Source organism: Jiangella sp. DSM 45060, assembly GCF_900105175.1.
GTDB lineage: Bacteria > Actinomycetota > Actinomycetes > Jiangellales > Jiangellaceae > Jiangella.
This window is the reverse complement of the sequence record NZ_LT629771.1, coordinates 3,297,832-3,321,840: the sequence shown is the minus strand read 5'-3', so window position 1 is coordinate 3,321,840 and position 24,009 is coordinate 3,297,832. Positions and strand designations below refer to the sequence as shown.

Sequence of the window (24,009 nt, the reverse complement as noted above, 5' to 3'; positions counted from 1 at the left end):
TGGAGTGGCGTCAACCGAGGGCCTGACCGTCGACGACGGCGTGCGGGAGATGATCCTGCTGATGCCGCGCCTCATGGCGCGCTCGAAGCGCATGCCGATCCCGCCTCAGCTGCAGGACTTCGCGCTCACCCCGCGCCACCTGTCGTTGCTGGCGCTGCTCCTCTACGACGAGTCGGCCACCATCAAGGAGCTGGCGGCTCAGCTCCAGATCGCGTCGACGACGGTGAGCCTCATGGTCGGCGACCTGAGCCGGCAGGGGATCCTCGAACGCCGCGACGACGAACGCGACCGGCGGCGGACGATCGTGACCATCGCCGACGCTCACCGGGCCGCGATCGAGGGCTGGCTGGCGGCCGGAGCGGACGCCTGGCGCACCGTCTTCGCGCCGATGTCGCCGGCCGAGCGGGCGCTGGTGATCGGGGCCCTGCTCGCCTACGAGCGGGAGTCGATGATCCTCACCCGGCAGCCCGACTGATCCCGCCGCGGGCGGTGGCCGGCCACGCGGCCAGCGCGACGACGGCGTTGCGCAGCCGCTCGCGCCGGGCCGTGGCCACCTGGAGCACGACGGACGAGGCGACCCGGACCAGGTGCGAGCGCAGCAGGCGGTTGCGCTCGTAGCGGCGCAGCGCGTCCTCCAGCGACGCGGTGCGCAGCGCCGTGCCGAGGACCTGCGCGTCGATGAGCGACTCGCCGGCGCCGCGGCCGAGACTGGGTGACATCGCATGCGCGGCGTCGCCGATCAGCACGGCGTCAGCTCGCACCAGTCGCCGCGGCCAGCGCGCGGCCCACAGGTCGTTGACGAGGGTGCGGTCGGGGTCGGCGGCGGCGAGCAGCCGGCGCACGGGTGCCGGATGGCCGTCGAGACGCGTCCGGATGGCCGTCAGCGCCTCGGCCCGGCCGGAGAACCGCTCGCGTGGCACGGTGCAGAACCAGTTCGTGCCGCCGTCCGGATGCGGTGTCATGCCGACGAGGGTGCCGGCGCCCCAGTACTCCGACAGACGGTCGCCGGCGATCGGCTCGTCGACCACACCACGGATCGCGGTGGCGCCGAGGCGGCGTGGCGGCCCCGCCCCTCGCCACCGGGAGGCGCGGACGACGCTGTGCACGCCGTCGGCGCCCACGACCAGGTCGCCGCCGAGGTCGTCCGTCCGCTCGATGATCCGCCGGTGCACGGTGACGTTCGCGGGCAGGTTCGACCAGAGCATCCGGACCAGTTCGGTGCGGGCGACCAGCCAGACGTCCTGGCCGCCGAACCTGGCCAGCACCCGTCCGCGACGGTCGTGGAAGCGGGCCTCGTCGAGGCGACGCCCGGCGGCACGGGCGGCGGTGGTCAGGCCGAGATCGTCGAGGACGCGCATCGCCGCCGGCCACAGCCCGAAGACCGTCGGCACCGTGCGGGCGTCGCGGCCGCCGTCGTACAGGTGGACGGAGTAGTCGCGGGGGACGAGGCCGGCGAGCGCGAGCCCGGCGACGCCTCCGCCGACGATGTGGATCTCGGTCATCCCCGGACCGCCCCCGGGATGAGCCGGTCGAGCCGGCGGGGGAGCCACCACGCGCGATCACCGGCCAGGCTGAGGACGGCGGGCACGATCGTCATGCGGACGACGAACGCGTCGACGGCGACGGCCGTCGCGAGCGCGACCCCGATCTGGATGATGTCGCTGGAGTCGCCGAGGATGAACCCGCCGAACACGCTGATCATGATGATCGCCGCGGCGGTGACGACCCGAGCCCCGTGCGCGAAGCCGGAACGGACGGCGTCCGTGGCGGGGCGGCCGCGGAGGTACTCCTCGCGCATCCTGGTCACGAGGAACACCTCGTAATCCATGGCCAGGCCGAACACGATGCCGATGAGCAGGATCGGCAGCGTGCTGACCACGGCGCCCGTCGGTTGCAGGCCGAGTGGTTCGAGCCAGCCCCACTGGAAGATCGCGACCAGGGTGCCGAACGTGGCTCCCACGCTCAGCAGGAAGCCCAGCGTCGCCTTGAGTGGGATCAGGACCGACCGGAACACCCCCATCAGCAGGAGGAACGACAGGCCGATCACCACCGGCAGATAGACCAGCAGCGCGTCGCCCATCTTCTCGTTGAAGTCGATGAGCACCGCGGTGCCGCCGGTGACGGCCAGCCCGGCTCCCTCCCGTTCCGCCACGGGGCGGACGTCGGTCCTGATGGTCTGGACGAGCTGTTCGGTCTCCGCGCTGTCCGGTCCGCCGCTGGGGATCACCGACAGGATCGCGGTGTCGCCCGTCTGGTCGAACTGCGGGGGAGCGCTGGCCGCAACCCCCTCGGTGCCGGAGAGGGCGCGCTCGACGGCGTCGGCCGCTCGCCGGGGATCGGGACTCCCGGCGAGGTCGACGACCACCATCAGCGGGCCGTTGAATCCGGGCCCGAAGCCGTCGGCGATGGCGTCGTAGGCCTGGCGCTGCGTCGTCTCCTCGGGATGGGTGCCGTGGTCGGGGAAGCCGAGGCGGAGGTCGACGACCGGGCTGGCCAGGACGGCGAGCCCCGCGACGGCGACGGCCAGGACGGCGCGCGGCCGGCGGGTGACGAGCCCGGCCCATCGCCGGCCCAGCCGGGACCGCTCGAGGTCGTCGCCCTCCCTCGCGGGGTGGTGGCGCAGCCGGCGTGGCAGGACGCGCCGGCCCGCGAAGCCCATGAGGGCGGGCAGCAGCGTCAGCGCGATCAGCACGGCCACGACCACCGTTCCCGCGGCGGCGAGTCCCATCTCGGTGGCCAGGCCGATGCCGACGATGGACAGCCCGGCCAGGGCGATGACGACGGTGAGCCCGGCGAACACGACGGCCGAACCCGCGGTCGCGACGGCGACGCCGGCCGCTTCCTCGGGTGCCCGGCCGGTCGCGAGCTCGTGCCGGTAGCGGGAGACGATGAACAACGCGTAGTCGATGCCGACGGCCAGGCCGAGCATCAGGGCCAGGATCGGGGTGGTGGCGCCGAGATCGACGAAGCCGGTCAAGGCGGTGATGCCGGAGATCCCGATGAGCACGCCGATGATCCCGGTGGCCAGCGACATGCCCGCGGCGAGCAGGGAACCGAGCGTGAGCACCAGGACGAGCGCGGCCACGGCCAGCCCGACCAGTTCGCCGCCGACCTCCAGCTCCGGCTCGAGCGCGTCGCCGCCCAGCTCCACGTCCAGCCCGGCTGCCGCACCGCTCGCGGCCGCGTCCTGCAGGGCTCGGGTGGTCTCGTCGGTCAACTCCGGGTAGGGCGCGGTATAGGTGACCTCCGCGAGTGCCGTGGAGCGGTCGTCGGTGATCATCCCCGAATCGAACGGGCTCGAGACCTGCAGCACCTGCTCGCCGGAGGCGAGGTCGGCCAGGATGCCGGAGATCGCCGCCTCGGCGGCGTCGATCGTCTCGCCGTCCGGGGCGACGAAGACGACGCGCGCGGAGGCGCCGTCCATCGGCACGTTCGGAAAGCGCTCGTCGAGGAGGTCGAACGCCTCCTGCGACTCGGTGCCCGGCAGGTCGAACGAGTCGACGGTCGGTCCGGACAGCGTGGCGGCGGCAGCACCGATGGTCAGCGCCACCGCCAGCCACAAGGCGGCGACCAGCCTGCGCCGAGCATGGCTGAAACGACCGAGACGATGGAGCAACGTGGCCATGAGGTCTGCTTTCGCGATCGAGTCGGACGGTAGTGTTTGTCTTCAAATCAAATTTGAAAGCAAACTTAAGTGTCGTGTCGATCACTGTCAACGTGGCCGCCGGCCGCCGCGGGCACGAAGAGGTCGGGCGCAGGGCGTTTCCAAGGCCGGGCCGCCGTCGTAGCGTGAGAGTTGTCGCGTGCCCCGGAACGACGACGCTCACGAGGGCACCATCCACATGGGGGTGAGCTGCGATGCCCACATTCGTCAGCTTGATCAACTGGACCGACCAGGGAGTGCGTCAGTCGAAGGAGTCGCTCGACCGAGCCAAGGCCGCCGGTGACCTGGCCGAGCGCATGGGAGGCAACCTCAAGGACGTCTACTGGACCGTGGGCCCGTACGACATCGTCTCGATCGCCGAGTTCCCCGACGACGAGTCCGGCACCGCCTTCGCACTGGCCATCGCCGCGCAGGGCAACATCCGGACGACGACCCTTCGCGCTTTCGACGCCGACGAGATGAGGGGCATCCTGGGAAAGCTCGGCTGACCATCGGCCGAGCGTCACGCTGAGCTCGGCACCCGAAGGGCACGGCCTGACGACCGGAGGGCCGAGCCCTGGACTCAGCGCAGCGAGGACTCGCGGACGGCCAGTTGCGGGTGGAACGCCACCCGTTCGTGCCGGTGGCCGCTCGGCTCGGCGATCTCGGTGAGCACCAACTGGGTGGCCCGGTGGCCCAGGCCGTACTTCGGCTGGCCCACCGAGGTCAGCGGGATGGTGGCCTCGGCCGCGAGGTCGATGTCGTCGTAGCCGGCGATGGCGACGTCGCCCGGCACCGCCAGGCCGGCCTGGGTCAGGCGCCGGGTCACACCGACGGCGAGCAGGTCGTTGGTGCAGAAGACGGCGTCGGGCAGCCGCGAGCCCGCGAGCAGGTGCTCGGCCGCCTCGATGCCGCCCTTGATGGTCATGGCCGCCTGCCGCACCTCGACCAGCGCACCGGCCGGCAGCCCGGCCGCCTTGACCGCCTGCCGGGCGCCGAGCCGGCGGTCGGCGCATGGACGAAGCGAGACCGGTCCGTTCACCAGGGCGATGGTCCGGGCGCCGAGTCCGAGCAGATGGTCGGTGGCGAGCCGGCCGCCCCGGACGTCGTCGACCGCCACCGAGCAGTAGTCGCTGGTCTTGACCGATCGGTGCACGCAGACGACCTTGGAGCCGCGGTCCCGCAGGTCGGCCAGCCGCGCCGGGATCGCTCCCACGGGATTGATGACGACGCCGGCCACCCGGTGCTCCTCGAGCACGTCGAGGTAGCGGTCCTCCTTGGCCGGGTCCTGGTCGCTGTTGCACAGCACCACGGCGACGTTGCTCTCGCCCGCGGCGTCGACGGCGCCGCGGGCGACCTCGGCGAAGAACGGGTTCGTGATGTCGGGGACGACGAGGCCGATCATGCGGCTGCGTCCGGAGCGAAGGTCGGCGGCGCCTCGGTTCGGCACGAAGTTCAGCCGCTCGATGGCGGCGAGCACCCGCTTCCTCGTGCGCTCGGCGACCACCTCGGGCTTGTTGAGCACGTTCGACACCGTCCCGATCGAGACGCCCGCGAGCTGTGCGACCTCGCGGATCCCGGTGGGTGGGCGGCCGTGACTCTGCGTTGGCATTGAACCGGATCAACTCCCTGCGATCGGTGGCGCAGAGCAAGCATGCCATGGCGACGGATCCGACGAATACCCCGACGACCTGCGGATGTGCTCGACAGGGCGATCCCGTCACCGGTCGCCGGGTATTGACGCGCCGGAAACGGAGCGCTAGTTTCGCCGAAATGTGAAACGGTTTAATCACACTGCGACGCCGTTTCGCCGACACTGGACCTTCGACAGGAGAGTTGCCATGACGCTCCGCAAGGCAGGTCGTTCCACCATCGCCGCGCTGCTGCTGGCGGCGGCGTTCGCCGCCCCGCCTGCCGGCGCGGCCCCGGGAGACCTCGCGGGTGCTACGGGCGCCGCCGGGTGGTCCGTCGCCGCCGACGACGCCGCCGGGACGGTGACCATGTGCGGCGAGCGGTACTGCGCGGAGCTCGACGTCGACGGCGCCGCGGCGGTGCGCAGTCTGGAGGTCGACGGGCGCGAGGTGCTCGCCGGCGGGGGCCTGTACTCGTCCGTCACGACCGCTGCCGGTGAGGTCACGTCGCTCGACCTCGACGCCGACCCCGTCGTCGAGGTGACCGGTGACACCGTCGAGGTCCGGTTCGCGACGCCGGCGGCCGACGAGGTCTGGACCTTCCGGGCCGGCGCCGGCGAGCTCGGCTTCACGCTGGGCCGCACCTACCGCGCCGACGCGTCCCTCGTCGAGCAGGGGACCCCGGCCATCACGTTCGCCGAGGACGCGTTCGAGCACCTGCGCTGGCCCGGCGACGGCGGCAACTTCCCGCTGGGCGGTGACCTGGTGAACACCTACCAGGAGAGCTGGCTGGCCGGCGGTGACCGCGTCGACCCGAACATCCGCACGTCGAAGGAGCAGGTGGGCTACGACCTGCTCAACCCGGCGACCGGCGTCGCCCTCAGCATCGACGCCAGCACCAGCCACGACGGCGTCGGCTCCGGCCGCGCGACGGAACTGTGGCGGTCGCGGGAGGACTCCGGCGCGGTGCTGAACCTGGCGGTGCTGACGTCGGCCACCGGGCTGCGCTACGCCGGCCCGAACCCGCTCGGGTACGGCTACCAGACCACGAAGAACGGCACGCCGGTGTTCGCACCGGTCGCCGTCACGGCCGGGCAGACCGACGAGGTCACGCTGCGGCTGGCGGCCGCCGACGTCGACGACTTCTACGACCTCGGCGACCTGCGCGGCGTGAACGAGCAGGCACTCAGCGCGGCGATCAACGACTACGCGCGCTGGATGATGCAGGACGCCGACAAGGGCGCGTCGACGGAGCAGCCGCAGCTGCAGTCCGAGGTGCCGCCGCTGGAGATGCACTGGATCGCCCAGCTGCTACAGCTGTTCCCGGAACCGAACGCGATCGCCGCGTTCGAGGCCGGCCTCGAGGACATCCGCGACCATCTGATCGAGCCGTCGGGCCGGGTCATCTGCTGCTATCCGGGCTTCGGTTCGACGTGGGGCCACGACTACGGCGACCAGGTGCCCGGCTTCGCCCTCGGCGTCGCCATGGCGTACGAGCTGTCCGGCGACGACGAGTGGCTCGCGGGCATGCGGGACGGCGTCGACCGGGCCATCGACCACCTGATCGCCAACTGGACCGACCCGGAGACGCGTTTCGTCCGCAACGTGAATCCCGAGCTCAGCGAGGCCGACTACGACAACGACTACTGGGAGAGCTCGACCGGCGCGTTCAACGGCTACACGACCGCACTGCTGTACGACGCGCTCACCCGGTGGAGCGCGCTGGAACGTGACGTGCTCGGCGACCAGGAACGAGCCGGCGAGCTGGCCGACCTCGCCGCCACCATCAAGGAGCACTACAACCGCGACGTCGCCGACGGCGGGTTCTGGTCGCCCGACACCCAGACGTTCCTGTACGGCACCGGCAACCAGGACGCGCTGTACCTGCCGGTCAACGCCGCGGTGCTGAAGACCGACCTGGCCGACACCGACCGCCGGCGCGCGATCGTCGAGGCGGTCGAGGCGCAGAACGCCACCCACAACTACGACCTGCACCCGATGAACGTCCGCGACCTCTACGTCGAGGGCGCGACGGCGCGCACCGCCGGCAAGGGCGGCGAGAACGGCGGCTGGTACGGGGCGCCGGACGGCGACTACTACGCCGGGCTGCCGCTGCTGGACGACCCGCAGGTGCTGCAGACCGCCGTCGCGAGCTTCCTGCTGCGCTACCAGGCCGACGGGTTCCACGGCGCCACGGCGTGGGACCGCGACAAGCCGCTGAGCGAGACGGCGTCGGGCGTCTGGTTCCCGACGACGGTGATGCCGGCGTGGGGGCTCTACCACTACGGCTACGGCTTCCAGCCCGAGTACGACCGGCTGGTGCTGGCGCCCTACGTCACCGACGCCATGAGCGGGTCGGCGGTCGACTACACCTGGCGCGGCGTGCCGCTGACCGTGACCTACGACGACCCGGTGTCGTTCCGGGTCTCCCTGCGTGGCACGCTGCCGACGCCGCTGACCGTGCGCTGGCTGAACCAGGAGCCGGGCGCGCAGTACCGGGTCGCCCTCGGCCCGGGGCAGCCCCGGACGCTCACCGCGGGCCCCGACGGCGCCGTCGAGGCCGAGGTGCCCGCCGGCACCCGCGGCCCGCTGTGGGCACGCTGCCTGACCTGCGAGCTCCCGCCGGCGGCGGACACCAGCGGCGCCGAACCGGCGGTGCGGGGCTACGACCCGGGCGACGCGGCGACCCGCTCCGACGCGTACGAGCAGGCCGGCATGAGGATCGCCGTCGGTCCGCGCCCGGTCGAGGTCACCAGCCTGGGCCGGTTCAAGGCCGACGGGAACTCCGACGTGCACCGGGTCAAGATCGTGGACGTCGAGGGCGCGGTCGTCGCGTCCGCCGCCGTCGACATGACCGGCCGCGCCGACCGGGACGGATTCGTGTCCGCGGCCCTGTCCGAACCGGTCACCCTGCAGCCGGGCCTCTACGACGTGGTCAGCACCGAGACCCGCGGCGGCGACACCTGGTACGACGCGGGCGGGACGGTGCAGGCCGGTCCCGGCATCACGGTGCTCGGCGCCGTGTCGGGCCGGCAGTTCGAGGTCGCGGCCGAGGGCGCCACGTCGTACGGCCCGGTGACGTTCGGCTACCGGCAGGTGGGCGAGCCGCAACCGTGGCTGCAGACGCTGGCCGAGCCGCGCACGGTCCGGGCCCGGTCCGGCGAGGAGCTCACGTTCGACGTGACGGTGTGGGGCCAGGCCGACGCGCCGCTGGCGGGCGAGCTGACCGCGGACCTGCCGGACGGCTGGACGGCCGAGCCCCAGGCGTTCGAGGTGCCCGCCGACGGCGCACCCGCCTCGGTCACGGTGCCGGTGACCGTCCACGTCTCCCCGGACGCACCCACCGGCGACGCACGTCTGGCGTTCACCGCGACGGGACCGGACGGCCTGAGCTCGACCCGGACGGTCACCGTCTCCGTCGCGAATCTCCTGTTCGACTTCGACGACGGCACCACGCAGGGCTGGACGGGCGGCCCTGGCGTGGCCGGCGTCAGGGCGGTGCCGAGCATGGCCAACGGGCCCGGCGTGCCCTACGCGGGCACCCACCTGCTGGAGTTCGACGGCGGCCCCATGGTCGATGCCGACCCGCGGACGATCTCCGTCGAGCCGGACACGCCGCTGGACCTGTCCCACGCGTCCACCTTCTACGCGCAGGTGAACAGCTATGGGGCCTGGCCGCTGTCGCCGGACAGCTACGAGGTGACGATCACGCTGCACAGCGGCGAGGAGAGCATCTCGGCGACGTCGGAGTACGAGGCCAACGTCTGGAACACGGCCACGGTCGACGTCTCGTCGTGGGAGCACCGCGACGCCGTCACCCGCGTCGACGTGACCTACGTGGTCAACGTCGACGGCGAGTACCGCCTCTTCTTCGACCTGGACTCGGTCGGGTACGACACGTGACCGACCGCGAGACCCGAGGAGCCATCGTGAGACTCAGAGTGATCGCGGCCGCCCTGGCCGCGGCCGGCCTGCTGGCCGCATGCGGCAGTGACGACGACCAGACGGGAGGCGCTGCCGCCGAGGTCACCGCGCCGGCCAGCGGCACCGTCCGGTACGAGTCCTGGACGCCGACGCAGGAGACGTTCGACGCCGTCGTCGCCGCGTTCGCCGAGGACAACCCGGACGTCGAGGTGACCAGCAAGCTGGCGCCCATCGCCGACTACCAGACGTCGCTGCAGACGCAGCTGCGCGCGGGGGAGGGACCGGACGTCTTCGTGGTGTCGCCGGGTGCCATGTTCACCCAGTTCGGCCAGTACATGGAGCCGCTGGACGATTACGCGGCGGCGTCGAACGGCGACGACTGGGCCGACGCGTACGCGCCTGAGGCGTTGTCGCGCGCCCAGGCCGACGAGACGACGTACGGACTGCCGGTCGGCTACGGCGTGGCCGGGTTCCTGTGGGTCAACAAGACGCTGCTCGCCGAGGCCGGCGTCGAGGTGCCCGCCACGTACGACGACCTGGTGGCGGCCAGCGCGGAACTGGCCGGCCGGGGCATCGCGCCGATCGCGCTCGGCGGGAAGGACCCCTGGCAGGTCGTCGACTACTACCTCGCGCTGGCGGCCGACATCGACAGTGAGGCGCTCTACGCCGCCCTGGACGGCAGCGGCGAGTGGACCGCGCCAGGTCTGGTCGACGCGTTCGACGCCTGGCGTGGGCTGTTCGCCGACGGAGTGTTCCAGGAGGGTGCCGTCGGCGCGGCCACCTACAACGACGCGTACGACCTGTTCACCCAGGGCAAGGCGGCGTTCTTCGCCAACGGCAGCTGGAACCTGGACATGTACGCCAACTCGCTGGACCGGGTCGGCTCGTTCGACATCGACGCCATCCCGTTCCCGTTCGGCGACGACGGCGCGCCGATCACCGGCGACGTCAGTGGGATCGTCGTGGTCAACAAGAACAGCGACAACAAGGCGGCGGCCTATCGGCTGGCCGAGTACCTGAGCACCGGGGCCGGCAGCCAGATCCTCATGGACACGTTCCTCGACTTCTCGGTCACCGCGGAGGAGCGCGAGCCGAGTGAGCTGCCGGCGCCGGCCACCCAGCCGCGGGCGTCCATCGTCACCATGATCGACGAACGGCTGGCCGGCTACCGGCAGGTGCCGTCGCCGGCGGTGGCCGAGGCGTTGGGATCGGCGCTGGTGGCGGTGGCCACCGACTCTGCGTCGCCCGAGGACGCGGCCGGACGGGTCCAGGATGCGGCTGAGTCCTCCTAGCAGCGCGGACCGGGCGCGGTGGCGGCGCGGCGGACTGCTCTACGTCGCCCCCGCCCTGGTCCTCTATCTGGCCTTCGTCGCCTGGCCGGTGCTGAAGAACCTGCAGACCAGCTTCCTGGGCAACACCGAGTTCGACCCGTCGCTCAGCTTCGTGGGCTTGGACAACTACCGCTGGCTCGTCGAGACTCGGGCCAGCCGGCTCGCGTTTCGCAACGTGCTGATCTTCGGCGTGCTGACCGTGCCCGTGCAGATGGTGCTGGGCCTGCTGCTCGCGGTGGCGCTGCGTGGCCGCGGCTTGATCCGCGGGCTGCTGCGCACGCTGCTGTTCCTGCCCGTCGTGCTGACCCCGGTGGTCATCGGCTACCTGTTCGCCGACCTGCTGGAGACCACCAACGGATCGGTCAACACCACGCTGCGGGCCATCGGGCTGGACGCGCTGGCACATCCCTGGCTGGCCGACCCGGCCACCGCGCTCCCCGTGGTGGCCGCCGTCAACGTGTGGATGTGGACCGGGTTCTCGATGGCGATCTACCAGGCGGCGATCACGGGACTGGACGACTCCGTGCTCGAGGCCGCGGCGCTCGACGGCGCCTCGCGCTGGCAGACGCTGCGGTACGTCGTCGCGCCGATGCTGCGCCCGGCCCACTACGCGCTGCTGATCCTCGGCGTCATCGGCACGTTGAAGACCTTCGACCTGGTGTACGTCCTGACGCGCGGCGGGCCGGACCACGCCAGCGAGGTGCCGACGAGCCTGCTGCTCACGACGCTGCTGAACGGGCGGGACGGGCGGGCGGCCGCACTGGGCACCGCGGTGTTCGTGCTCGCGCTCGTCATGACCGTGCTGCAGCTGCGGCGGTACCTGAGGGAGGAATCGCGGTGAGGGGCGGCGGGCGGCTCGGCCTGACGGTGGTGGCGGCGGTCACCGTGCTGTGGATGCTGCCGCTGGCCCGGCTGGTGACGGTGTCGCTGCGCGACGGCGGCCTGGACAACTACGGCGAGGTCGTGGCGCAGCAGGGCCTGGGCCGGTACCTGCTGAACAGCGCCGTCGTCACCGCCGGAGCGGTGCTGCTGGTGCTCGTGCTCGGCTCGGTCGCGGCGTTCGCGTTCAGCAAGCTGCGCTTCCCCGGCCGCAACGCACTGTACGTGCTCGTGCTCAGCGAGCTGATGATCCCGGTGGCGGCGATCCTGGTGCCGCTGACGCAGATCGAGACCACGCTGGGCTGGCAGAACACCTACCAGGGCCTGTCGGTGCCGTACGCCGCGCTGGCGCTGCCGTTCGCCCTGGTCATCCTGCGCAACACCTACGACGGGCTGCCCGACGAGCTGCTCGAGGCGGCCGTGGTGGACGGCGCGAGCACCTGGAAGGCGTTCGTCCGCGTGTACCTGCCGCTGACCACGCCCGCGCTCGTGATGGTCGGGATCTGGACCTTCCTGAACTCATGGAACGAGTTCCTGCTGGCACTGATGTTCATGGTGTCGCCGGAGATGCGCACCGTCACGGTCGTGCCGGCGAGTTTCCAGCTCGAGTTCTTCGTCGACGTCCCGAAGATCTTCGCCGCGCTCGTGCTGATCCAGCTGCCGGTGGTCCTTCTCTACGCCCTCATGCAACGCACCTTCGAACGCGGACTCACGGCAGGAGCGATCAAATGACCTTGGACGTTCGTTCGGCGGGATCGCTGCGCGCCCACCTGGGCGCCGCCGCGGCGCAGCTGGCAGCGTCGACGCCGTACTCGGTGGAGCTGGTGACCCAGGACGTGTGCTGGGACCCGGGCTCGCCGCGGCTGTTCCAGGACTACCGCGGTGACCTGTCCGGCCGATACCTCGACGCCGTCGACGCGGCCGTCGCGGACGGGCACCCGGTCGACGACGGCAAGGCCGAGACGATCTTGCGCGAGGTGCTGGCCGCGCAGCAGGCCGACGGCTTCTTCGGGCCGCCCGCGCTGGCGCTGCAGGTCGACCAGGGCGCCGCGTGGGGACACGGCCGGTTGCTGGCCGGACTGCTCTCGGCGCGGCGATGGGCTGCCGACGCCGCCGCCGTCGACGCCGCGACGGCCCTGCTCGCCGAGGGGATCGGCGCACGCGTCCCGCAATGGCTGCGCTGGGTGGCGGCCGCCGGCCTGCAGAAGTTCCGGCTCGACCCGTTCTCGGCGATGCTTCCACTGGCCCTGCACGCGGAGGCGTCCGGCGCCAAGCCGGCGCTCGTCGCCGCGCGGACCCTGGCCGAGGCGCTACCCGCGGACGCCGACAGGGCGCACATGCACGGCTACCTGCTGGGCCTGCGCGGGCAGCTCGAGGTGGCCAGGCAGACCGGTGCGGACGACCTGCTGCGCGACGTCCGGGAGCGGGCCGACGTCGTGGCGCGGCGCTATCTGCTGCCGCACGGCGGGGTGACCGAGAGCCTCACGCTGCCGTGGGACGCGAACACCGAGGGCTGCGGCATCGCCGACTGGGTGATGCTCAACCTGCGCCTCTACGAACTCCTGGACGACCCCAGGCACCTCGACCGGGCCTGCGTCGCCGCCTTCAACGCCCTGCTGCACACCCAGCGCGCGTCCGGGCACTTCGGCTGCGAGACGCTCTCGGGTGAGGACGGCGTGCTGATGAGCGACTATGCGCCGGAGGCCTGGTGGTGCTGCACGTTCCACGGCCTGCGCGCGCTGCGCCACCTGGTGGTCCACGCCGTCGACGCCGATGCCGACGCCGTCCGCCTGCACCTGCCGATGGCGCTCACGGCGACCGACGGCGACGGCTCCCCGGTGCTGAGTGTGGCCGGCGACTACCCGTACGGCGACACCGTCGAGCTGACCGTCGGACCGGGCTTCCGCGCCGCCGAGCTGCACGTGCGGGTGCCATCGACCGCCGGCGTGGGGCGGCTGCTGGTCGGCGGGGTGCCGATGCCGGCGCGCGCCGCGGACGGCTGGATCCGGCTGCCGGCGCCGTCGCCTGGCACGACCGTCGTCCTGGAGCTGATCCAGCACGAGTGGTTCGACGTCGGAGGGCAGCCGATGGTGCCGCCGTTCGCGAACACCACCCTGCCGGCGCCCGACCTCGCCACCGAGCGGGTGGCGGCGTTCCGCGGGCCGCTGCTGCTGGCCGCCAGCACGGCCGACAACCCGCCGGACGACGTCCTGCGCGGCCGGTTCCTGGTGCACCCGCGCGAGCAGCGGGCTCTCGTCCAGGAGGCCGGCGGCGTGCGCGCGGCGACATCGGGTCACGACAGCTTCGCCGCCGATCTCGCACTGGTCCCGCTGGCCGGACCGGACCGGTCGCGCCACGACCGCACCGTCCGCACCTGGTTCCAGGGCCTGCTCTACGCGCGGCGCACCCTGCACGACTGAGGCGCCCGCCGCGGTGGGTGTCGGTGTGATCGTCTCGGCGGCCGGCGGGTGTGGTACGCGGTCGACGTGGATCTCCGGCTGGTCCTGCGCGCGGGTCGAGCCGCACCCGCGTCAGGTCGCTAGTGCGGCGTCTGGCTCGGCACGCTCAGCTCGGCCATCGACTCGAGGATCACCGTGATCGACCTCGTGAGGGCCGACTCGGTGATCGCCCTCGCCTGGTCGGCGTCGCCGGCGGCGATGGCGTCGACGAGGGGACCATGGGGGTGCTGGAGCGGGATCGGTTCGCCGTTGAGCTGCTGCACGCGCAGGAACCACTGGACCTTGGTCTGCAGGCCCTCGATGATGGCGGTCAGCGGGGGAACGCGGGCGAGCTCGGCGACGGCCACGTGGAACGCCGCGCCGGGGGAGAAGTCGCCGTCGGCGCGCGCCGCCTCGGCCTTGGACTCCAGTTCGACGAGGCGCTCGACGTCTGCCGGGGTGGCGCGTTTGGCGGCCAGGGCCGCGGCCTCCGGCTCGAGGAGCCTGCGTAGCAGGTAGACGTGCTGGACGTCGCGGACGCTGAAGAACCGCACGATGGACCCGCGCCGGGGGAGGATCTCGACCATGCCCTCGACCTCGAGCCGGTTCAGGGCATGCCGGACCGGCGTCTTGCTGAGGGCGTACCGTTCGGCCAGCTCACCCTCGATGATCAGCTGGCCGGGCCGCAGCCGGCCCTCGACGATGTCGGCCTTCAGCGCCAGATAGGCGCGCTCGTTCTTCCGGTCCTGGCTCATCGCGACCAGGATACACGCGCTGCCGCTCAACTCAAATCTCGGTAAAATTTCAGAGAAACATTTTCTTGACATCAGATCGCGGCCAGCCATAGCGTGCAGACCCTCCACCCGTCGCGCCAGAGGAGTCGCATGAGTGTCGTGGTCGTCGGATCCGGATTGCCAGCGTTGGCCTGTGCCCTCTACGCGGCGGCGTGCTCGGGCAAGGAGGTCGAGCTCCTCGCGGCGGACGTGCCGGATGCCGCGGCCGTCGCCGGGGCGGGAACCGCCGTGATCGAAGAGGTGCCCGCAAGCGTGTCGCTCGTCGTCCGCAGCAGGCTGGACGAGGTCGGCGCCGACCTGGCGATCGTGGTCGCCGACACCCGGGACATCCCCGGCGAGGTGACCAAGGTGGCGGGCCGCTCGTCGATCCGGTCGATCCTGCTCGCGCCCGGCGGGTTCGCCGGCGTGCTGCGCGCGACGGCCGCGCTCGAGCGGGCCGGCCGGCCGGACATCACCGTGGCCGAGGCGCCCGGCTTCCCCGTGCTCGCCCGGCGCCCGGGGGTCGACGACGTACGGATCGTGGCGGTCAAGCGGTCGATGCCCGTCGCCGGCCTCGACGCCACGCGGACCCACCAGGCCCTGCTCGACTACGGGCCGTACCTGCCGACGCTGGTGCCGGCCACGCTCGCCACGACGTCGCTGTCGAACGTCAACACCGTGACGCATCCGCCCCTCGTGCTGCTCAACGCCGCACGGATCGACGCCGGCGAGCCGTTCCCCATCTGCCGGGACGGGCTCACGGCCGCGACCGGCCGCTTCCTCACCGCGCTCGACCAGGAACGGCTCGCCCTGGTCCAGGCCGCCGGGGGAGACGCGGTCACCACCACCACCTGGCTCCGTCGCTACTACGGGCACGCCGGGATGAGCGGCGACGACATCGGCGCGTGCATCCGCTCGTTCCCGCCGCTCATGCAGACGCCCGCGCCGCCCACGCTCGACCATCGCTACCTCACCGACGACATCCCGCACGGCGTCGCGGCGTACCTCGCGCTGGCGCGTCGTCTCGGCACCCCGCACGAGCATCTCGCGGCGATCGTCACCCTCTCGTCGACGGTCATCGGCCGTCCGCTGGCCGCCGAGAGCGGCGCCGTCGAGTCCTTCCTCTCCTGGCTCGAGGCCTGATCCCTGGAGGAGCACATGAACCGCGTTCACGACGACCTCGCCAGCCTGTCCCGACTGCGGCAGGGGCTGGCAGCCGGCGACCTCGGCCGCCGCCAGTTCCTCCTCGGTGCGGCGGCGCTCTCGACGACCGCGCTCCTCGCCGGCTGCGGCGGCATCGAGCAGAGCGACGGCGACTCCGGTGGCGGCGGCGTGATCCCGCTCTACACGGTGGAGAACGACCCGAAGAGCCTCGCGTTCTACAACATGGTCATCGCCGCGTTCCAGGAGAAGCATCCGGAGGCTCGCGTCGAGGTCACCGTCTACTCCGACTCCACCCAGCTGCAGCACCTCACCACGGCGTTCAGGAACAAGGTGGACGTCGGCATCTTCTCGCCGCCGGTGAGCCAGTTCGCGTCGTGGGCGCGGGACGGCTATCTGGCCGTTCTGGACGACGTGGTCGAGGAGATCGGCCCGGACGACTTCATGCCGGGGACGCGCATCGTGGTCGACGGATCCGACTACGCCATCCCGCTGCAGGCCAACTCGCACCTCATGTACTACCGCAAGGACATCCTGCAGAACGCCGGCATCGCCGCGCCGGAGACGTTCGACGACTTCCTGGCCGCGGCGCGCGAGACCCACGGCGGCGACGGTCACCTCGGCATCGCGCTGGCCGTCGGGCCGACGCCGCAGCTGCCGCTGTTCTCGTTCTCGCCGTACATCTTCCAGTCCGGCTGGGACTATTTCGACCGGGACGGGAACGTCACGTTCGACCGCCCCGAGGTCCTGGAGGCCATCGAGCGGTTCGTCTCGATGATGCGGTTCTCGGCGCAGTCGCTCTACAACGGCGAGTACGCCGACATCGTCAGCGCCTACAGCTCGGGACAGGCGACGTTCGCGCCGTTCCCCGGACGGCTCGGGGTGAACCTGCACGAGAGCGCGCCCGACATCGCCGACGCGTCCGGCGTCATCCCCATTCCCGCCGGACCGTTCATGACCGGCGGGCTGCACTTCGGATCCGGCCAGCAGTACGCCCTCTACGCGGAGACCGAGGAACCGGACCTCGCCAAGGAGTTCCTCAAGGAGCTCACCGTCGGCGAGCATGCCGTCGAGTTCGCGATGACCGTCCCCGGGCACCTGCTGCCGCCGATGAAGAGCGTGCGGCAGGAGCTGCTCGGCATGCTGTCCACGTCGGCCGATCCCTACGTGAGCGCGCACGCCGACTGGATCGAGACCTTCGCCGAGCACGTCCCGGCGGCCATGACGTCGTCGGTGAGCATGGGAGCGGTGCACGACGGCTCCTTCGAGGAGAAGTTCACCAACGTCTGCCCGTGGGCCGCGGAGATCTGGAAGTCGCCGCCGATCGACGGAGTGATGTTCCAGAGCATCCTCATCGACGGCGAGCCGGTCGAGCAGGCGTGGCGGACGGCGGCGGAGGAGATGCGCGCGGTCTCCGACGGCTGGAAGGCGCAGAACCCCGACTGGACACCGGAGATCGTGTGATGTCCGCGGTCGTGTCGTCGGAGCGGGTCGTGGCTCGCGCCTCGCCGGCCCGGAAGCCGGCCGACTTCTTCCGGGCCGGCCAGTACGTGATGCTGGTCGTGGTGGTGCTGGTGGCCGACCTGCCGCTGGTGTTCATGATCTTCAGCGCGTTCCGTACCGAGGCGGCGAACAAGCAGTACCCACCGGGACTCGACGCCGACGCGCTGACGCTGGAGAACTTCACCAGCCTCTTCGGCACCTACGGCTTCGGCAAGTACCTGCAGAACAGCCTGGTCGTGTCGGGGGTGGCGACAGCCGGGGTGGTGATCCTGGGGACCATCGCCGCGTACGCGCTGTCCCGCTTCGATTTCCTCCCGTTGCGCGTGGTGGGCCGCATGGCGATCGTCGCGTACCTGATCCCGCCGATCCTCATCCTCGTGCCGGTCACTCAGGTGATCTTCGGAGCCGGCCTGGGCGACAACCTGATCGCTCTCGCCGCCCTCTACACGGCCGTCTTCCTGCCGTTCGCGCTCTGGATGCTCCGGTCGTACTTCCAAGGGGTCGCGGTCCAGCTCGAGGAGGCCGCCATGGTCGACGGCTGCACCCGGTTCGGAGCCTTCCGCCGGGTGGTGGTCCCGATCGCCGTCCCGGGTGTCATCACGGCGGGCATCTTCACGTTCGCCGCGGCGTGGAGCGAGTACCTCTACGCGTCCACGCTCATGACCAGCACCTCCAACATGACGGCCAACCCGGCGACCTACCTGCTCATGGGGCACTACGGAACCACGTCGGCGGGCCTGCTGATGGCGGCGGGTCTGGTCATCGTGGCGCCGGTCGTGGTGCTGTACCTGATCGCGCAACGCTGGCTGGTGTCCGGGCTGGCGGCCGGGGCGGTGAAGGGCTGATGGCCGTCATCGCACCTCGGGTGCGGGCGCTCGGCCGGTCCGGGGTGAGCGACCGGCAGCTCGCCTTCCTGCTCGCCACGCCGGCCGCGGTGCTGCTCGCGGTCTTCGTGGTCTACCCGTTCGCCATGGCGCTGCTCAACAGCTTCGCCGACGTCGACGCCGCCAGCGGCCGCCGTACCTTCATCGGGATCGACAACTTCGTCACCATCGCCTCCGATCCCGGCCTGCGGGCGGCGTTCGGGCGCACCGTGGTCTGGACCGTGTCGAACATGGCCCTGCAGGTGTGCCTCGGCGTGCTGGTCGCCCTGCTGCTCAACGCACGGCTGCGCGGACAGGGCCTGGCTCGTGGCCTGGTGCTCTTCCCGTACATGGTGCCGGCCATCGTGGTCGCGTTGATGTTCCGGTACATGTTCAACGACGTCACCGGCCTGGCGAACTACGTCCTGCTGGATCTGGGGCTCATCGACGCGCCGCTGGGCTGGCTCAGCGATCCGGACGTCATCATGGTGACGCTCGTGCTGGTCAACGTGTGGAAGTACACCCCGTTCTTCGTCATCGTCGTGCTGGCGCGTTTGCAGACCATCTCGCGCGAGCTGTACGAGGCGGTCTCCATCGACGGCGGCGGGCGATGGGCCGCCTTCCGCGCGGTGACGCTGCCGTCGATCATGCCCGTGCTGCTGGTGGCGATGCTGCTCCGCACGATCTGGACGGCCTACGACTTCGACATCCCGTATCTGTTGTCGGCCGGCGGCGGGCCGGGTGGGTCCGCGGTGACGGTGCCGCTGGCCATCCGGTCGCTGGCCTTCGAGTCGGGCTCGATCGGGCAGGCGTCGGCACTGGCCGTCTGCATGGCCCTGTTGCTGATCGCGTCGGCCTGGGTCTACCTCCGCGGCTTCGACGAACGCACCCGGACCTAGGCAGCGACACCCACACGGAAGGACGTCACGTGAAGCATCTCGGAATCCTGGCGCACAGCGTCGAGGGCGCCTCGTTGTGCCTGCGCACGTTCTGCGCGGACGGGTTCAGCCGGCTCGGCCCGCACCTGCACCCGGACGTCAGCCTCGACTGCATCGCGATGGGGCAGAGCATGCCGGCCTGGGACGCCGGCGACCTGCCGCCGATCGCCTCGATCCTGGCCACCAGCGCGGCTCGGCTGCACGCCGCGGGCGCGGACTTCTTCGTCTGCCCCGACAACACCGCTCACCTGGCCCTCGAGGCGGCGCCCGAGCCACTGGCACTTCCGGGCCTGCACATCGCCGAGATCGTGGCCGAGCGCGCCGCGCGCGACGGGCGGCGGACGGTGGGGATCCTCGGCACGAGGTACACCATGGACAGCGACCTGTATCCCGGCGCCTTGCGACGGCTCGGCATCGACTCCATGGTGCCCGGCGCCGACGAACGCGCGAGGATCAACGACATCATCTTCGGGGAGCTCGTCGAGGGAGTCTTCACCGACGCGTCCCGCCAGGTATACGTCGACATCATCGACGGGCTGAAGCGACGGGGCTGCGACGCGGTGGCGCTGGTGTGCACCGAGATCCCGCTGCTGATCGACGACACGAGCTCTGCGCTGCCGACCCTCGACTCGACCCGCCTGCTCGCCCACGCCGCCTTCGACGTCGCCGTCGGCAGGCGACCCATGCCCACCTGGCGGGGTGACCCCCGTAGCTAGCTCCATGGAGCCGCGTCCGGCTGAGCGCGCCCACGCTCGACGGCGTCGCGGAGGTCGTGGAGCACGGCCTCGTACCACTGGGCCTCGGCCGGGTCGAACCGCCAGTTCGCGACCGGTTCCCGCATCGCGTCCTCCAATCGGCTCGACTCGCCCAGCGCCACCTCGGCCGCGAGCTCGCGGGCGAGGCCGGCCGTGTCGGCCGACGCGGGCGCCGGCACCGGCGCAACCGCGGTTCGCCGGTGCTGGAGCCAGTCCGCGAACCGTGTGGGCCCGAGCCACGCCCCGGCACCGGGGAGGAGGGACTGCTCGCGCAGGACGGCGCCGAAGTGGCGGGCCCGCTCGTCGGCGACCACGGTGCGGGGATCGTCGCGGGCGGACAGCTCGTCCCAGACGAGGGCGTCGAACCGGCGGCGTTGCGGACCGGCGATCTCGACGACGGCGTTCGCGGGCGGTTCGACCGCGACGCGGCCGAGGACGTCGGCGACGTCGGCGGCGGCGATGGGCTGGACGAGGACGGGGGCGAGCCGGACCGCGTCGCCGTCGGTGGCGGCGTCGGCGATGCGCATGAGGAACTCGTAGAACTGGGTGGCCCGGACCAGGGTGAACGGGATCGGTGAGCTGGTGACGAGGTTCTCCTGGACCAGTTTGGCGCGGAAGTAGCCGAGGTCGGGCAGCCGGTCGGCGCCCACCACCGACAGGGTGACGTGGTGCCTGACGCCGGCGCCGGCCTCCGCGGCGAGCAGGTGCCGGGTGGACGTCTCGAAGAAGCGCAGGGCGATGTCGTCCTCGATCGACGGCGAGTCCGAGACGTCGACCACGACCGAGGCGCCGGTGAGCGCCTCGGCCAGGCCCTGCTGGGTGAGCGTGTCGACCCCGGTCGTCGGCGATGCCGGCACGGCCTCGTGACCGTGCCGGCGCAGCCCTCGGACGACGGCGGAGCCGATCAGGCCGGTGCCACCGACCACCACGACCTTCATGGCGCCGCGACCGCGTCGACGGCCTCCAGGATCGTGGCCGTGACGGCGTCGGGCTGGGAGACGCTGAGCGCGTGGGACGCGCCGGCCAGTTCGCGGACCGTCTTGGCGCCGGCCCGGTCGGCCATGAACCGGTGCAGGGCGACGGGGATGTTGAGGTCCTGGTCGCTGAAGACGAACCACGACGGGATCGTCTGCCAGGCCGGCGTGTCGGTGGGCAGTCCGGTGGTGAGCGCGAGCTCGGTGACGGGGCGCTGGGTCGCGCCCATGACGGCGGCCTGGCCCGGTGCGACGTCCGCGGCGAACTGGTGGTGGAAGACGTCGGGCCGGATGCTGAGTTCGTGACCACCGGTGGAGACCGGGTGGCCGGTGATCGCCTCGCCGAGGGTGCTGCCGGGGAACTTGGTGGACAGCTCGAAGGCGTTCTCGCCGTGGTCGGGTGCGAACGCGCAGACGTAGACGAGGCCGATGACCGCGTGGTTGCCGGCGGCGGCCTCGGTGATCACCATGCCGCCGTAGGAGTGGGCGACGAGCACCACCGGGCCGTTGACGCCGTCGATCACGTCGCGGACGTAGGCGGCGTCGCCGTGCAGGCTGCGCAGCGGGTTCGCGGCCGCGACGACGCCGAGGCCGCGCTCCTGCAGGCGTTCGACGACGCCGGACCAGCTCGCGGACTCGGCGAACGCGCCGTGGACGAGGACGACGGTGGGCTGCTGCTCGGTCATCGGAGTTCCCTTCTCTTGGTGGTCGCACAGGCTCACTGGTAAGACCGGGCGGCGGACACCGGGCGTGACAGACGGCGCCACAGAGCGGGGCGGTCGACGAGGTCGGCGCCGATGAGATCCTCGATGTCGGCGAGGTTCGCGCTGTGGGCCGCGGCGCGGAACGCCCGCGTGACGCCCAGGGGAGCGGCGGGCCGGATCCGTCGTCGCCCGTCGGGGGCGGGCGACGACGCTCGGCGACCGGGGCCGTCGAGAGCGGAGCGCAGGATCCTCCGCAGCCGGCCCGGGGGGCAGGCGAACGCCTTGCGGGCGACGAAGGCGAACCGTGCGGCCAGCGACAGCTGGGCGCGGAGGACCAGGACGATCAGTTCTGCGACCTGCGCTCGCTCAGACACGGTTCCCGGGCCGGTGCCGGGCTCGATCGGACGGCCGGAGCGTGCGGGGACCACGTGCTCGGGGGGCCGGCGGGCGGTCGCGATGACCTCGACGGCGACCCGGTCGCCGGCGGCCGCGAGGCGCTCCAGCAGACCGGACGGCGTCGAGCGCTCGGCGTTCGCCCAACGCCAGGCGTCGCGGATGATGCGCTCGCTGTCGCCGCGGGTGTCGTCGGCGAGGCGTTCGGCGATGGCGCTCAGGTGCGGCCACGCGCTCGCCAGCATCGTCGTGGACCGGGCATCGATGCGCTGAGTCGTGGTCAGCTCCACGGGTCCGGCTCCGTCCGTGCGAGCAGGTGCTCCAGGTCGGCGAGGTCGCCGGTCCGCGCGGCCGCGAGGAACGCCTCGAGCAGGCGGCGCCGGGCGGCCGCGTCCACCGGCGCACGGCGGTCCGAGGTCAGCCGTTGCTGGGCTCGCCGCGCGAGCTGGCGGGTGTGCGCGACCTGCAGGCGAAGGACCTCGGCGATTCGCCGATACGGGTAGCCGAACCCTTCGCGCAGCAGGTACGTGGCCCGCTCGGCCGGCGTGAGCCGCTCCATGAGCAGCGTGATCGCCGCCTCGGTGGCGTCGCGGCGCACGGCTTGCGCCTCGGGGCCGGGCCCGCTGTCGACCGGTTCGGCGAATCGGCTCGTCGCAGGGGCTTCGTGCCGGCGGCGGGCGCTCTGGACCGTGTTGAGGGCGAGCCGGACGGTCGTGGTCGCGAGGAAGGCACGCGGGTCGAGAACGGCCGACCTGTCGGTGCGCAGCCACCGGAACCAGGCATCCTGCACGACGTCCTCGGCCTCGGCCTCGTCCTGGAGGATCCGGCTGGCGATGGTCAGGAGCTGGGGCCGGGCGGCGGCGAAGATCGACGCGGCCTGGTCCAGCGGTGGGTCCAGCAGATCCGTGTTCATGCCCGCCTCCACGGTTCGACGGATCGATGCCCCGGCGGTACCGGTGGCATCACCCTCGCGTCCCGTGCGGCGAAGTCGCGCCGATGAGAGTGCGTGGCCGGTCCGTGGTCGAGTCCGTGGCCGGGGGTGTGCGCGGGTCGAGGCGACGTGGGCTGTCACAACCGAGCGGGCCTGTCCGGTCCATGTCCTGTAGACCTCGGACAAGGAGCCCACCGTGACCAGACACCACCACGAGGCAGCGGCACACGACACCACGGCCCCCACGTCGATCCCGCCGCGGGTACGGCCGTTCGCGCGCCTGGGCGGCGGACGCCTCCGGCGCGTCCTGACGGTCGGCGCCGCGGCGCTCGTCGCACCCGTCCTGACGACCTCGATGGCGTTGGGCCAGGCGAACTCGTCCGGCCCGAAACCGTCCGGCCCGAAACCGACCGTGGTCCTCGTCCACGGGGCGTTCGCCGACGCGTCCGGCTGGAGTGCGGAGATCCGGCAGCTGCGCAATGACGGCTACCCCGTGCTGGCGCCGGCCAACCCGCTGCGGGGCATCGCCTCCGACGCGGCCTATCTGCGCAGCGTGCTCGCCACCATCTCGGGGCCGATCGTGCTGGTCGGCCACTCCTACGGAGGTGCGGTGATCACCAACGCCGCCAGTGGCAACCCGAACGTGAAGGCGCTGGTCTACGTCGCCGCGTTCGCTCCGGATGAGGGAGAGACGCTGGCCGAGGCGTACGCGGGCTCGATGGACAGCCTGCTGACCCCCGATGCGCTGGACATTCGTCCCTATCCGCTGCCAGGCGGGGGAACCGGCGCGGACGCCTACATCAAGGTGGACCGGTTCCGCACGATCTTCGCCGCGGACCTGCCGACGCGCGTGACCGACGTCATGGCCGTCACTCAACGCCCGCTCGACGCGAGCGTGCTCGAGGAGCCCACCCACGACCCGGCCTGGAAGACGATTCCCTCCTGGTACCTGCTGCCGTCCGACGACCGCGTCATCGGCACCGACGTGGAGCGCGTCATGGCCGAGCGGGCGGGATCGGAGATCGTCGAAGTCCGCGCATCGCACGCGGTGCTGGTCTCGAAGCCCCACACGGTGACGAGGCTGATCGAGCAGGCCGCCCGCGCCACCGCCGGACGCTGAGCACGTCCACCCCATCCAGTCAGGCGATACCCACAGCCGAGGAGCCGA

21 protein-coding genes are annotated in these 24,009 nt (G+C 71.8%); 13 read left to right on the top strand and 8 right to left on the bottom strand.

Annotated elements, in window-relative coordinates:
• Positions 1 to 49 precede the first annotated feature (49 nt).
• The gene (locus BLU82_RS14935; protein WP_092625861.1) at positions 50 to 475 is read left to right on the top strand and encodes a MarR family winged helix-turn-helix transcriptional regulator; all 426 of its coding nucleotides are present in this window, start codon (positions 50 to 52) and stop codon (positions 473 to 475) included.
• Here BLU82_RS14935 and BLU82_RS14930 read toward each other — a convergent pair.
• Entirely contained in the window at positions 456 to 1,502 is a 1,047-nt protein-coding gene (locus BLU82_RS14930; protein WP_092621783.1) for an FAD-dependent monooxygenase, read from the bottom strand. The genes BLU82_RS14935 and BLU82_RS14930 overlap by 20 nt on opposite strands.
• Positions 1,499 to 3,625, bottom strand: coding sequence for an MMPL family transporter (locus tag BLU82_RS14925; RefSeq protein ID WP_092621780.1), 2,127 nt, complete (start codon positions 3,623 to 3,625; stop codon positions 1,499 to 1,501). Before BLU82_RS14925 ends, BLU82_RS14930 begins: the two co-directional genes overlap by 4 nt.
• 233 nt (positions 3,626 to 3,858) lie before the next feature.
• Between BLU82_RS14925 and BLU82_RS14920 the strand changes: the two genes are divergently transcribed.
• Positions 3,859 to 4,152 carry a GYD domain-containing protein gene (locus BLU82_RS14920; protein ID WP_092621777.1) on the top strand — a complete coding sequence of 98 codons (294 nt, stop codon included), beginning with the start codon at positions 3,859 to 3,861 and terminating at the stop codon, positions 4,150 to 4,152.
• A 74-nt stretch (positions 4,153 to 4,226) separates the two neighbouring features.
• Here BLU82_RS14920 and BLU82_RS14915 read toward each other — a convergent pair whose 3' ends face one another.
• Entirely contained in the window at positions 4,227 to 5,255 is a 1,029-nt protein-coding gene (locus BLU82_RS14915) for a LacI family DNA-binding transcriptional regulator (protein WP_092621774.1), read from the bottom strand.
• A gap of 229 nt (positions 5,256 to 5,484) precedes the next feature.
• Between BLU82_RS14915 and BLU82_RS34180 the strand changes: the two genes are divergently transcribed.
• Genes BLU82_RS34180 through BLU82_RS14895 form a run of 5 tightly spaced genes read left to right on the top strand, consistent with a single transcriptional unit; the run spans position 5,485 to position 13,828 of the window.
• Positions 5,485 to 9,177 (top strand): hypothetical protein, encoded by a 3,693-nt coding sequence (locus BLU82_RS34180; RefSeq protein ID WP_157740984.1) that lies wholly within the window; start codon positions 5,485 to 5,487, stop codon positions 9,175 to 9,177.
• 26 nt (positions 9,178 to 9,203) lie between these two features.
• Positions 9,204 to 10,490: an ABC transporter substrate-binding protein gene (locus BLU82_RS34175; protein WP_157740983.1), complete on the top strand. Its 1,287-nt coding sequence runs from the start codon at positions 9,204 to 9,206 to the stop codon at positions 10,488 to 10,490.
• Positions 10,471 to 11,370, top strand: coding sequence for a carbohydrate ABC transporter permease (locus BLU82_RS14905; RefSeq protein ID WP_092621771.1), 900 nt, complete (start codon positions 10,471 to 10,473; stop codon positions 11,368 to 11,370). The genes BLU82_RS34175 and BLU82_RS14905 overlap by 20 nt, the downstream gene beginning before the upstream one ends.
• Positions 11,367 to 12,140 (top strand): carbohydrate ABC transporter permease, encoded by a 774-nt coding sequence (locus tag BLU82_RS14900; protein ID WP_092621768.1) that lies wholly within the window; start codon positions 11,367 to 11,369, stop codon positions 12,138 to 12,140. The genes BLU82_RS14905 and BLU82_RS14900 overlap by 4 nt, the downstream gene beginning before the upstream one ends.
• Positions 12,137 to 13,828 carry a beta-L-arabinofuranosidase domain-containing protein gene (locus BLU82_RS14895; protein WP_092621765.1) on the top strand — a complete coding sequence of 564 codons (1,692 nt, stop codon included), beginning with the start codon at positions 12,137 to 12,139 and terminating at the stop codon, positions 13,826 to 13,828. Before BLU82_RS14900 ends, BLU82_RS14895 begins: the two co-directional genes overlap by 4 nt.
• Positions 13,829 to 13,947: 119 nt before the next feature.
• Here BLU82_RS14895 and BLU82_RS14890 read toward each other — a convergent pair whose 3' ends face one another.
• The gene (locus tag BLU82_RS14890) at positions 13,948 to 14,601 is read right to left on the bottom strand and encodes a GntR family transcriptional regulator (protein WP_172885618.1); all 654 of its coding nucleotides are present in this window, start codon (positions 14,599 to 14,601) and stop codon (positions 13,948 to 13,950) included.
• A 129-nt stretch (positions 14,602 to 14,730) separates the two neighbouring features.
• Between BLU82_RS14890 and BLU82_RS14885 the strand changes: the two genes are divergently transcribed.
• The 5 genes from BLU82_RS14885 to BLU82_RS14865 are packed head-to-tail and all read left to right on the top strand — an operon-like array spanning position 14,731 to position 19,800.
• The gene (locus BLU82_RS14885) at positions 14,731 to 15,762 is read left to right on the top strand and encodes an NAD/NADP octopine/nopaline dehydrogenase family protein (protein ID WP_157740979.1); all 1,032 of its coding nucleotides are present in this window, start codon (positions 14,731 to 14,733) and stop codon (positions 15,760 to 15,762) included.
• A gap of 15 nt (positions 15,763 to 15,777) precedes the next feature.
• On the top strand, positions 15,778 to 17,244 hold the full coding sequence (locus BLU82_RS14880; RefSeq protein WP_092621756.1) for an ABC transporter substrate-binding protein: 1,467 nt from the start codon (positions 15,778 to 15,780) through the stop codon (positions 17,242 to 17,244).
• A complete protein-coding gene (locus tag BLU82_RS14875; RefSeq protein WP_197682961.1) occupies positions 17,244 to 18,128 on the top strand; it encodes a carbohydrate ABC transporter permease in 885 nt (294 codons plus the stop codon). The genes BLU82_RS14880 and BLU82_RS14875 overlap by 1 nt, the downstream gene beginning before the upstream one ends.
• The gene (locus BLU82_RS14870) at positions 18,128 to 19,045 is read left to right on the top strand and encodes a carbohydrate ABC transporter permease (protein WP_092621753.1); all 918 of its coding nucleotides are present in this window, start codon (positions 18,128 to 18,130) and stop codon (positions 19,043 to 19,045) included. Before BLU82_RS14875 ends, BLU82_RS14870 begins: the two co-directional genes overlap by 1 nt.
• A 29-nt stretch (positions 19,046 to 19,074) precedes the next feature.
• Positions 19,075 to 19,800 carry an aspartate/glutamate racemase family protein gene (locus tag BLU82_RS14865; protein WP_092621750.1) on the top strand — a complete coding sequence of 242 codons (726 nt, stop codon included), beginning with the start codon at positions 19,075 to 19,077 and terminating at the stop codon, positions 19,798 to 19,800.
• Here the strand turns inward: BLU82_RS14865 and BLU82_RS14860 are convergent.
• Genes BLU82_RS14860 through BLU82_RS14845 form a run of 4 tightly spaced genes read right to left on the bottom strand, consistent with a single transcriptional unit; the run spans position 19,797 to position 22,823 of the window.
• Complete coding sequence (locus BLU82_RS14860) at positions 19,797 to 20,777, bottom strand: SDR family oxidoreductase (RefSeq protein ID WP_197682960.1); 981 nt, start codon at positions 20,775 to 20,777, stop codon at positions 19,797 to 19,799. The genes BLU82_RS14865 and BLU82_RS14860 overlap by 4 nt on opposite strands.
• Positions 20,774 to 21,499: an alpha/beta fold hydrolase gene (locus BLU82_RS14855; RefSeq protein ID WP_092621747.1), complete on the bottom strand. Its 726-nt coding sequence runs from the start codon at positions 21,497 to 21,499 to the stop codon at positions 20,774 to 20,776. Before BLU82_RS14855 ends, BLU82_RS14860 begins: the two co-directional genes overlap by 4 nt.
• Before the next feature lie 32 nt (positions 21,500 to 21,531).
• Positions 21,532 to 22,200, bottom strand: a complete 669-nt coding sequence (locus tag BLU82_RS14850; protein WP_092621744.1) for a hypothetical protein — start codon at positions 22,198 to 22,200, stop codon at positions 21,532 to 21,534.
• Positions 22,191 to 22,823 carry a sigma-70 family RNA polymerase sigma factor gene (locus BLU82_RS14845; protein WP_157740977.1) on the bottom strand — a complete coding sequence of 211 codons (633 nt, stop codon included), beginning with the start codon at positions 22,821 to 22,823 and terminating at the stop codon, positions 22,191 to 22,193. The genes BLU82_RS14850 and BLU82_RS14845 overlap by 10 nt, the downstream gene beginning before the upstream one ends.
• Positions 22,824 to 23,196: 373 nt before the next feature.
• Here BLU82_RS14845 and BLU82_RS14840 point away from each other — a divergent pair, with 373 nt between their 5' ends.
• Entirely contained in the window at positions 23,197 to 23,961 is a 765-nt protein-coding gene (locus tag BLU82_RS14840) for an alpha/beta fold hydrolase (RefSeq protein ID WP_092625855.1), read from the top strand.
• Positions 23,962 to 24,009: the final 48 nt, after the last annotated feature.

What these genes read in the sequence shown, in the direction of transcription:
- BLU82_RS14840 (WP_092625855.1), top strand. Translation starts at nt 23,197, where the DNA reads ATGGCGTTGGGCCAGGCGAACTCGTCCGGCCCGAAACCGTCCGGCCCG.
- BLU82_RS14895 (WP_092621765.1), top strand. Translation starts at nt 12,137, where the DNA reads ATGACCTTGGACGTTCGTTCGGCGGGATCGCTGCGCGCCCACCTGGGC.
- BLU82_RS14915 (WP_092621774.1), bottom strand. Translation starts at nt 5,255, where the DNA reads ATGCCAACGCAGAGTCACGGCCGCCCACCCACCGGGATCCGCGAGGTC.
- BLU82_RS14845 (WP_157740977.1), bottom strand. Translation starts at nt 22,823, where the DNA reads ATGAACACGGATCTGCTGGACCCACCGCTGGACCAGGCCGCGTCGATC.
- BLU82_RS14890 (WP_172885618.1), bottom strand. Translation starts at nt 14,601, where the DNA reads ATGAGCCAGGACCGGAAGAACGAGCGCGCCTATCTGGCGCTGAAGGCC.
- BLU82_RS14875 (WP_197682961.1), top strand. Translation starts at nt 17,244, where the DNA reads ATGTCCGCGGTCGTGTCGTCGGAGCGGGTCGTGGCTCGCGCCTCGCCG.
- BLU82_RS14855 (WP_092621747.1), bottom strand. Translation starts at nt 21,499, where the DNA reads ATGACCGAGCAGCAGCCCACCGTCGTCCTCGTCCACGGCGCGTTCGCC.
- BLU82_RS14860 (WP_197682960.1), bottom strand. Translation starts at nt 20,777, where the DNA reads ATGAAGGTCGTGGTGGTCGGTGGCACCGGCCTGATCGGCTCCGCCGTC.
- BLU82_RS14880 (WP_092621756.1), top strand. Translation starts at nt 15,778, where the DNA reads ATGAACCGCGTTCACGACGACCTCGCCAGCCTGTCCCGACTGCGGCAG.
- BLU82_RS14870 (WP_092621753.1), top strand. Translation starts at nt 18,128, where the DNA reads ATGGCCGTCATCGCACCTCGGGTGCGGGCGCTCGGCCGGTCCGGGGTG.
- BLU82_RS14930 (WP_092621783.1), bottom strand. Translation starts at nt 1,502, where the DNA reads ATGACCGAGATCCACATCGTCGGCGGAGGCGTCGCCGGGCTCGCGCTC.
- BLU82_RS14935 (WP_092625861.1), top strand. Translation starts at nt 50, where the DNA reads ATGATCCTGCTGATGCCGCGCCTCATGGCGCGCTCGAAGCGCATGCCG.
- BLU82_RS34180 (WP_157740984.1), top strand. Translation starts at nt 5,485, where the DNA reads ATGACGCTCCGCAAGGCAGGTCGTTCCACCATCGCCGCGCTGCTGCTG.
- BLU82_RS14885 (WP_157740979.1), top strand. Translation starts at nt 14,731, where the DNA reads ATGAGTGTCGTGGTCGTCGGATCCGGATTGCCAGCGTTGGCCTGTGCC.
- BLU82_RS14920 (WP_092621777.1), top strand. Translation starts at nt 3,859, where the DNA reads ATGCCCACATTCGTCAGCTTGATCAACTGGACCGACCAGGGAGTGCGT.
- BLU82_RS14925 (WP_092621780.1), bottom strand. Translation starts at nt 3,625, where the DNA reads ATGGCCACGTTGCTCCATCGTCTCGGTCGTTTCAGCCATGCTCGGCGC.
- BLU82_RS14905 (WP_092621771.1), top strand. Translation starts at nt 10,471, where the DNA reads ATGCGGCTGAGTCCTCCTAGCAGCGCGGACCGGGCGCGGTGGCGGCGC.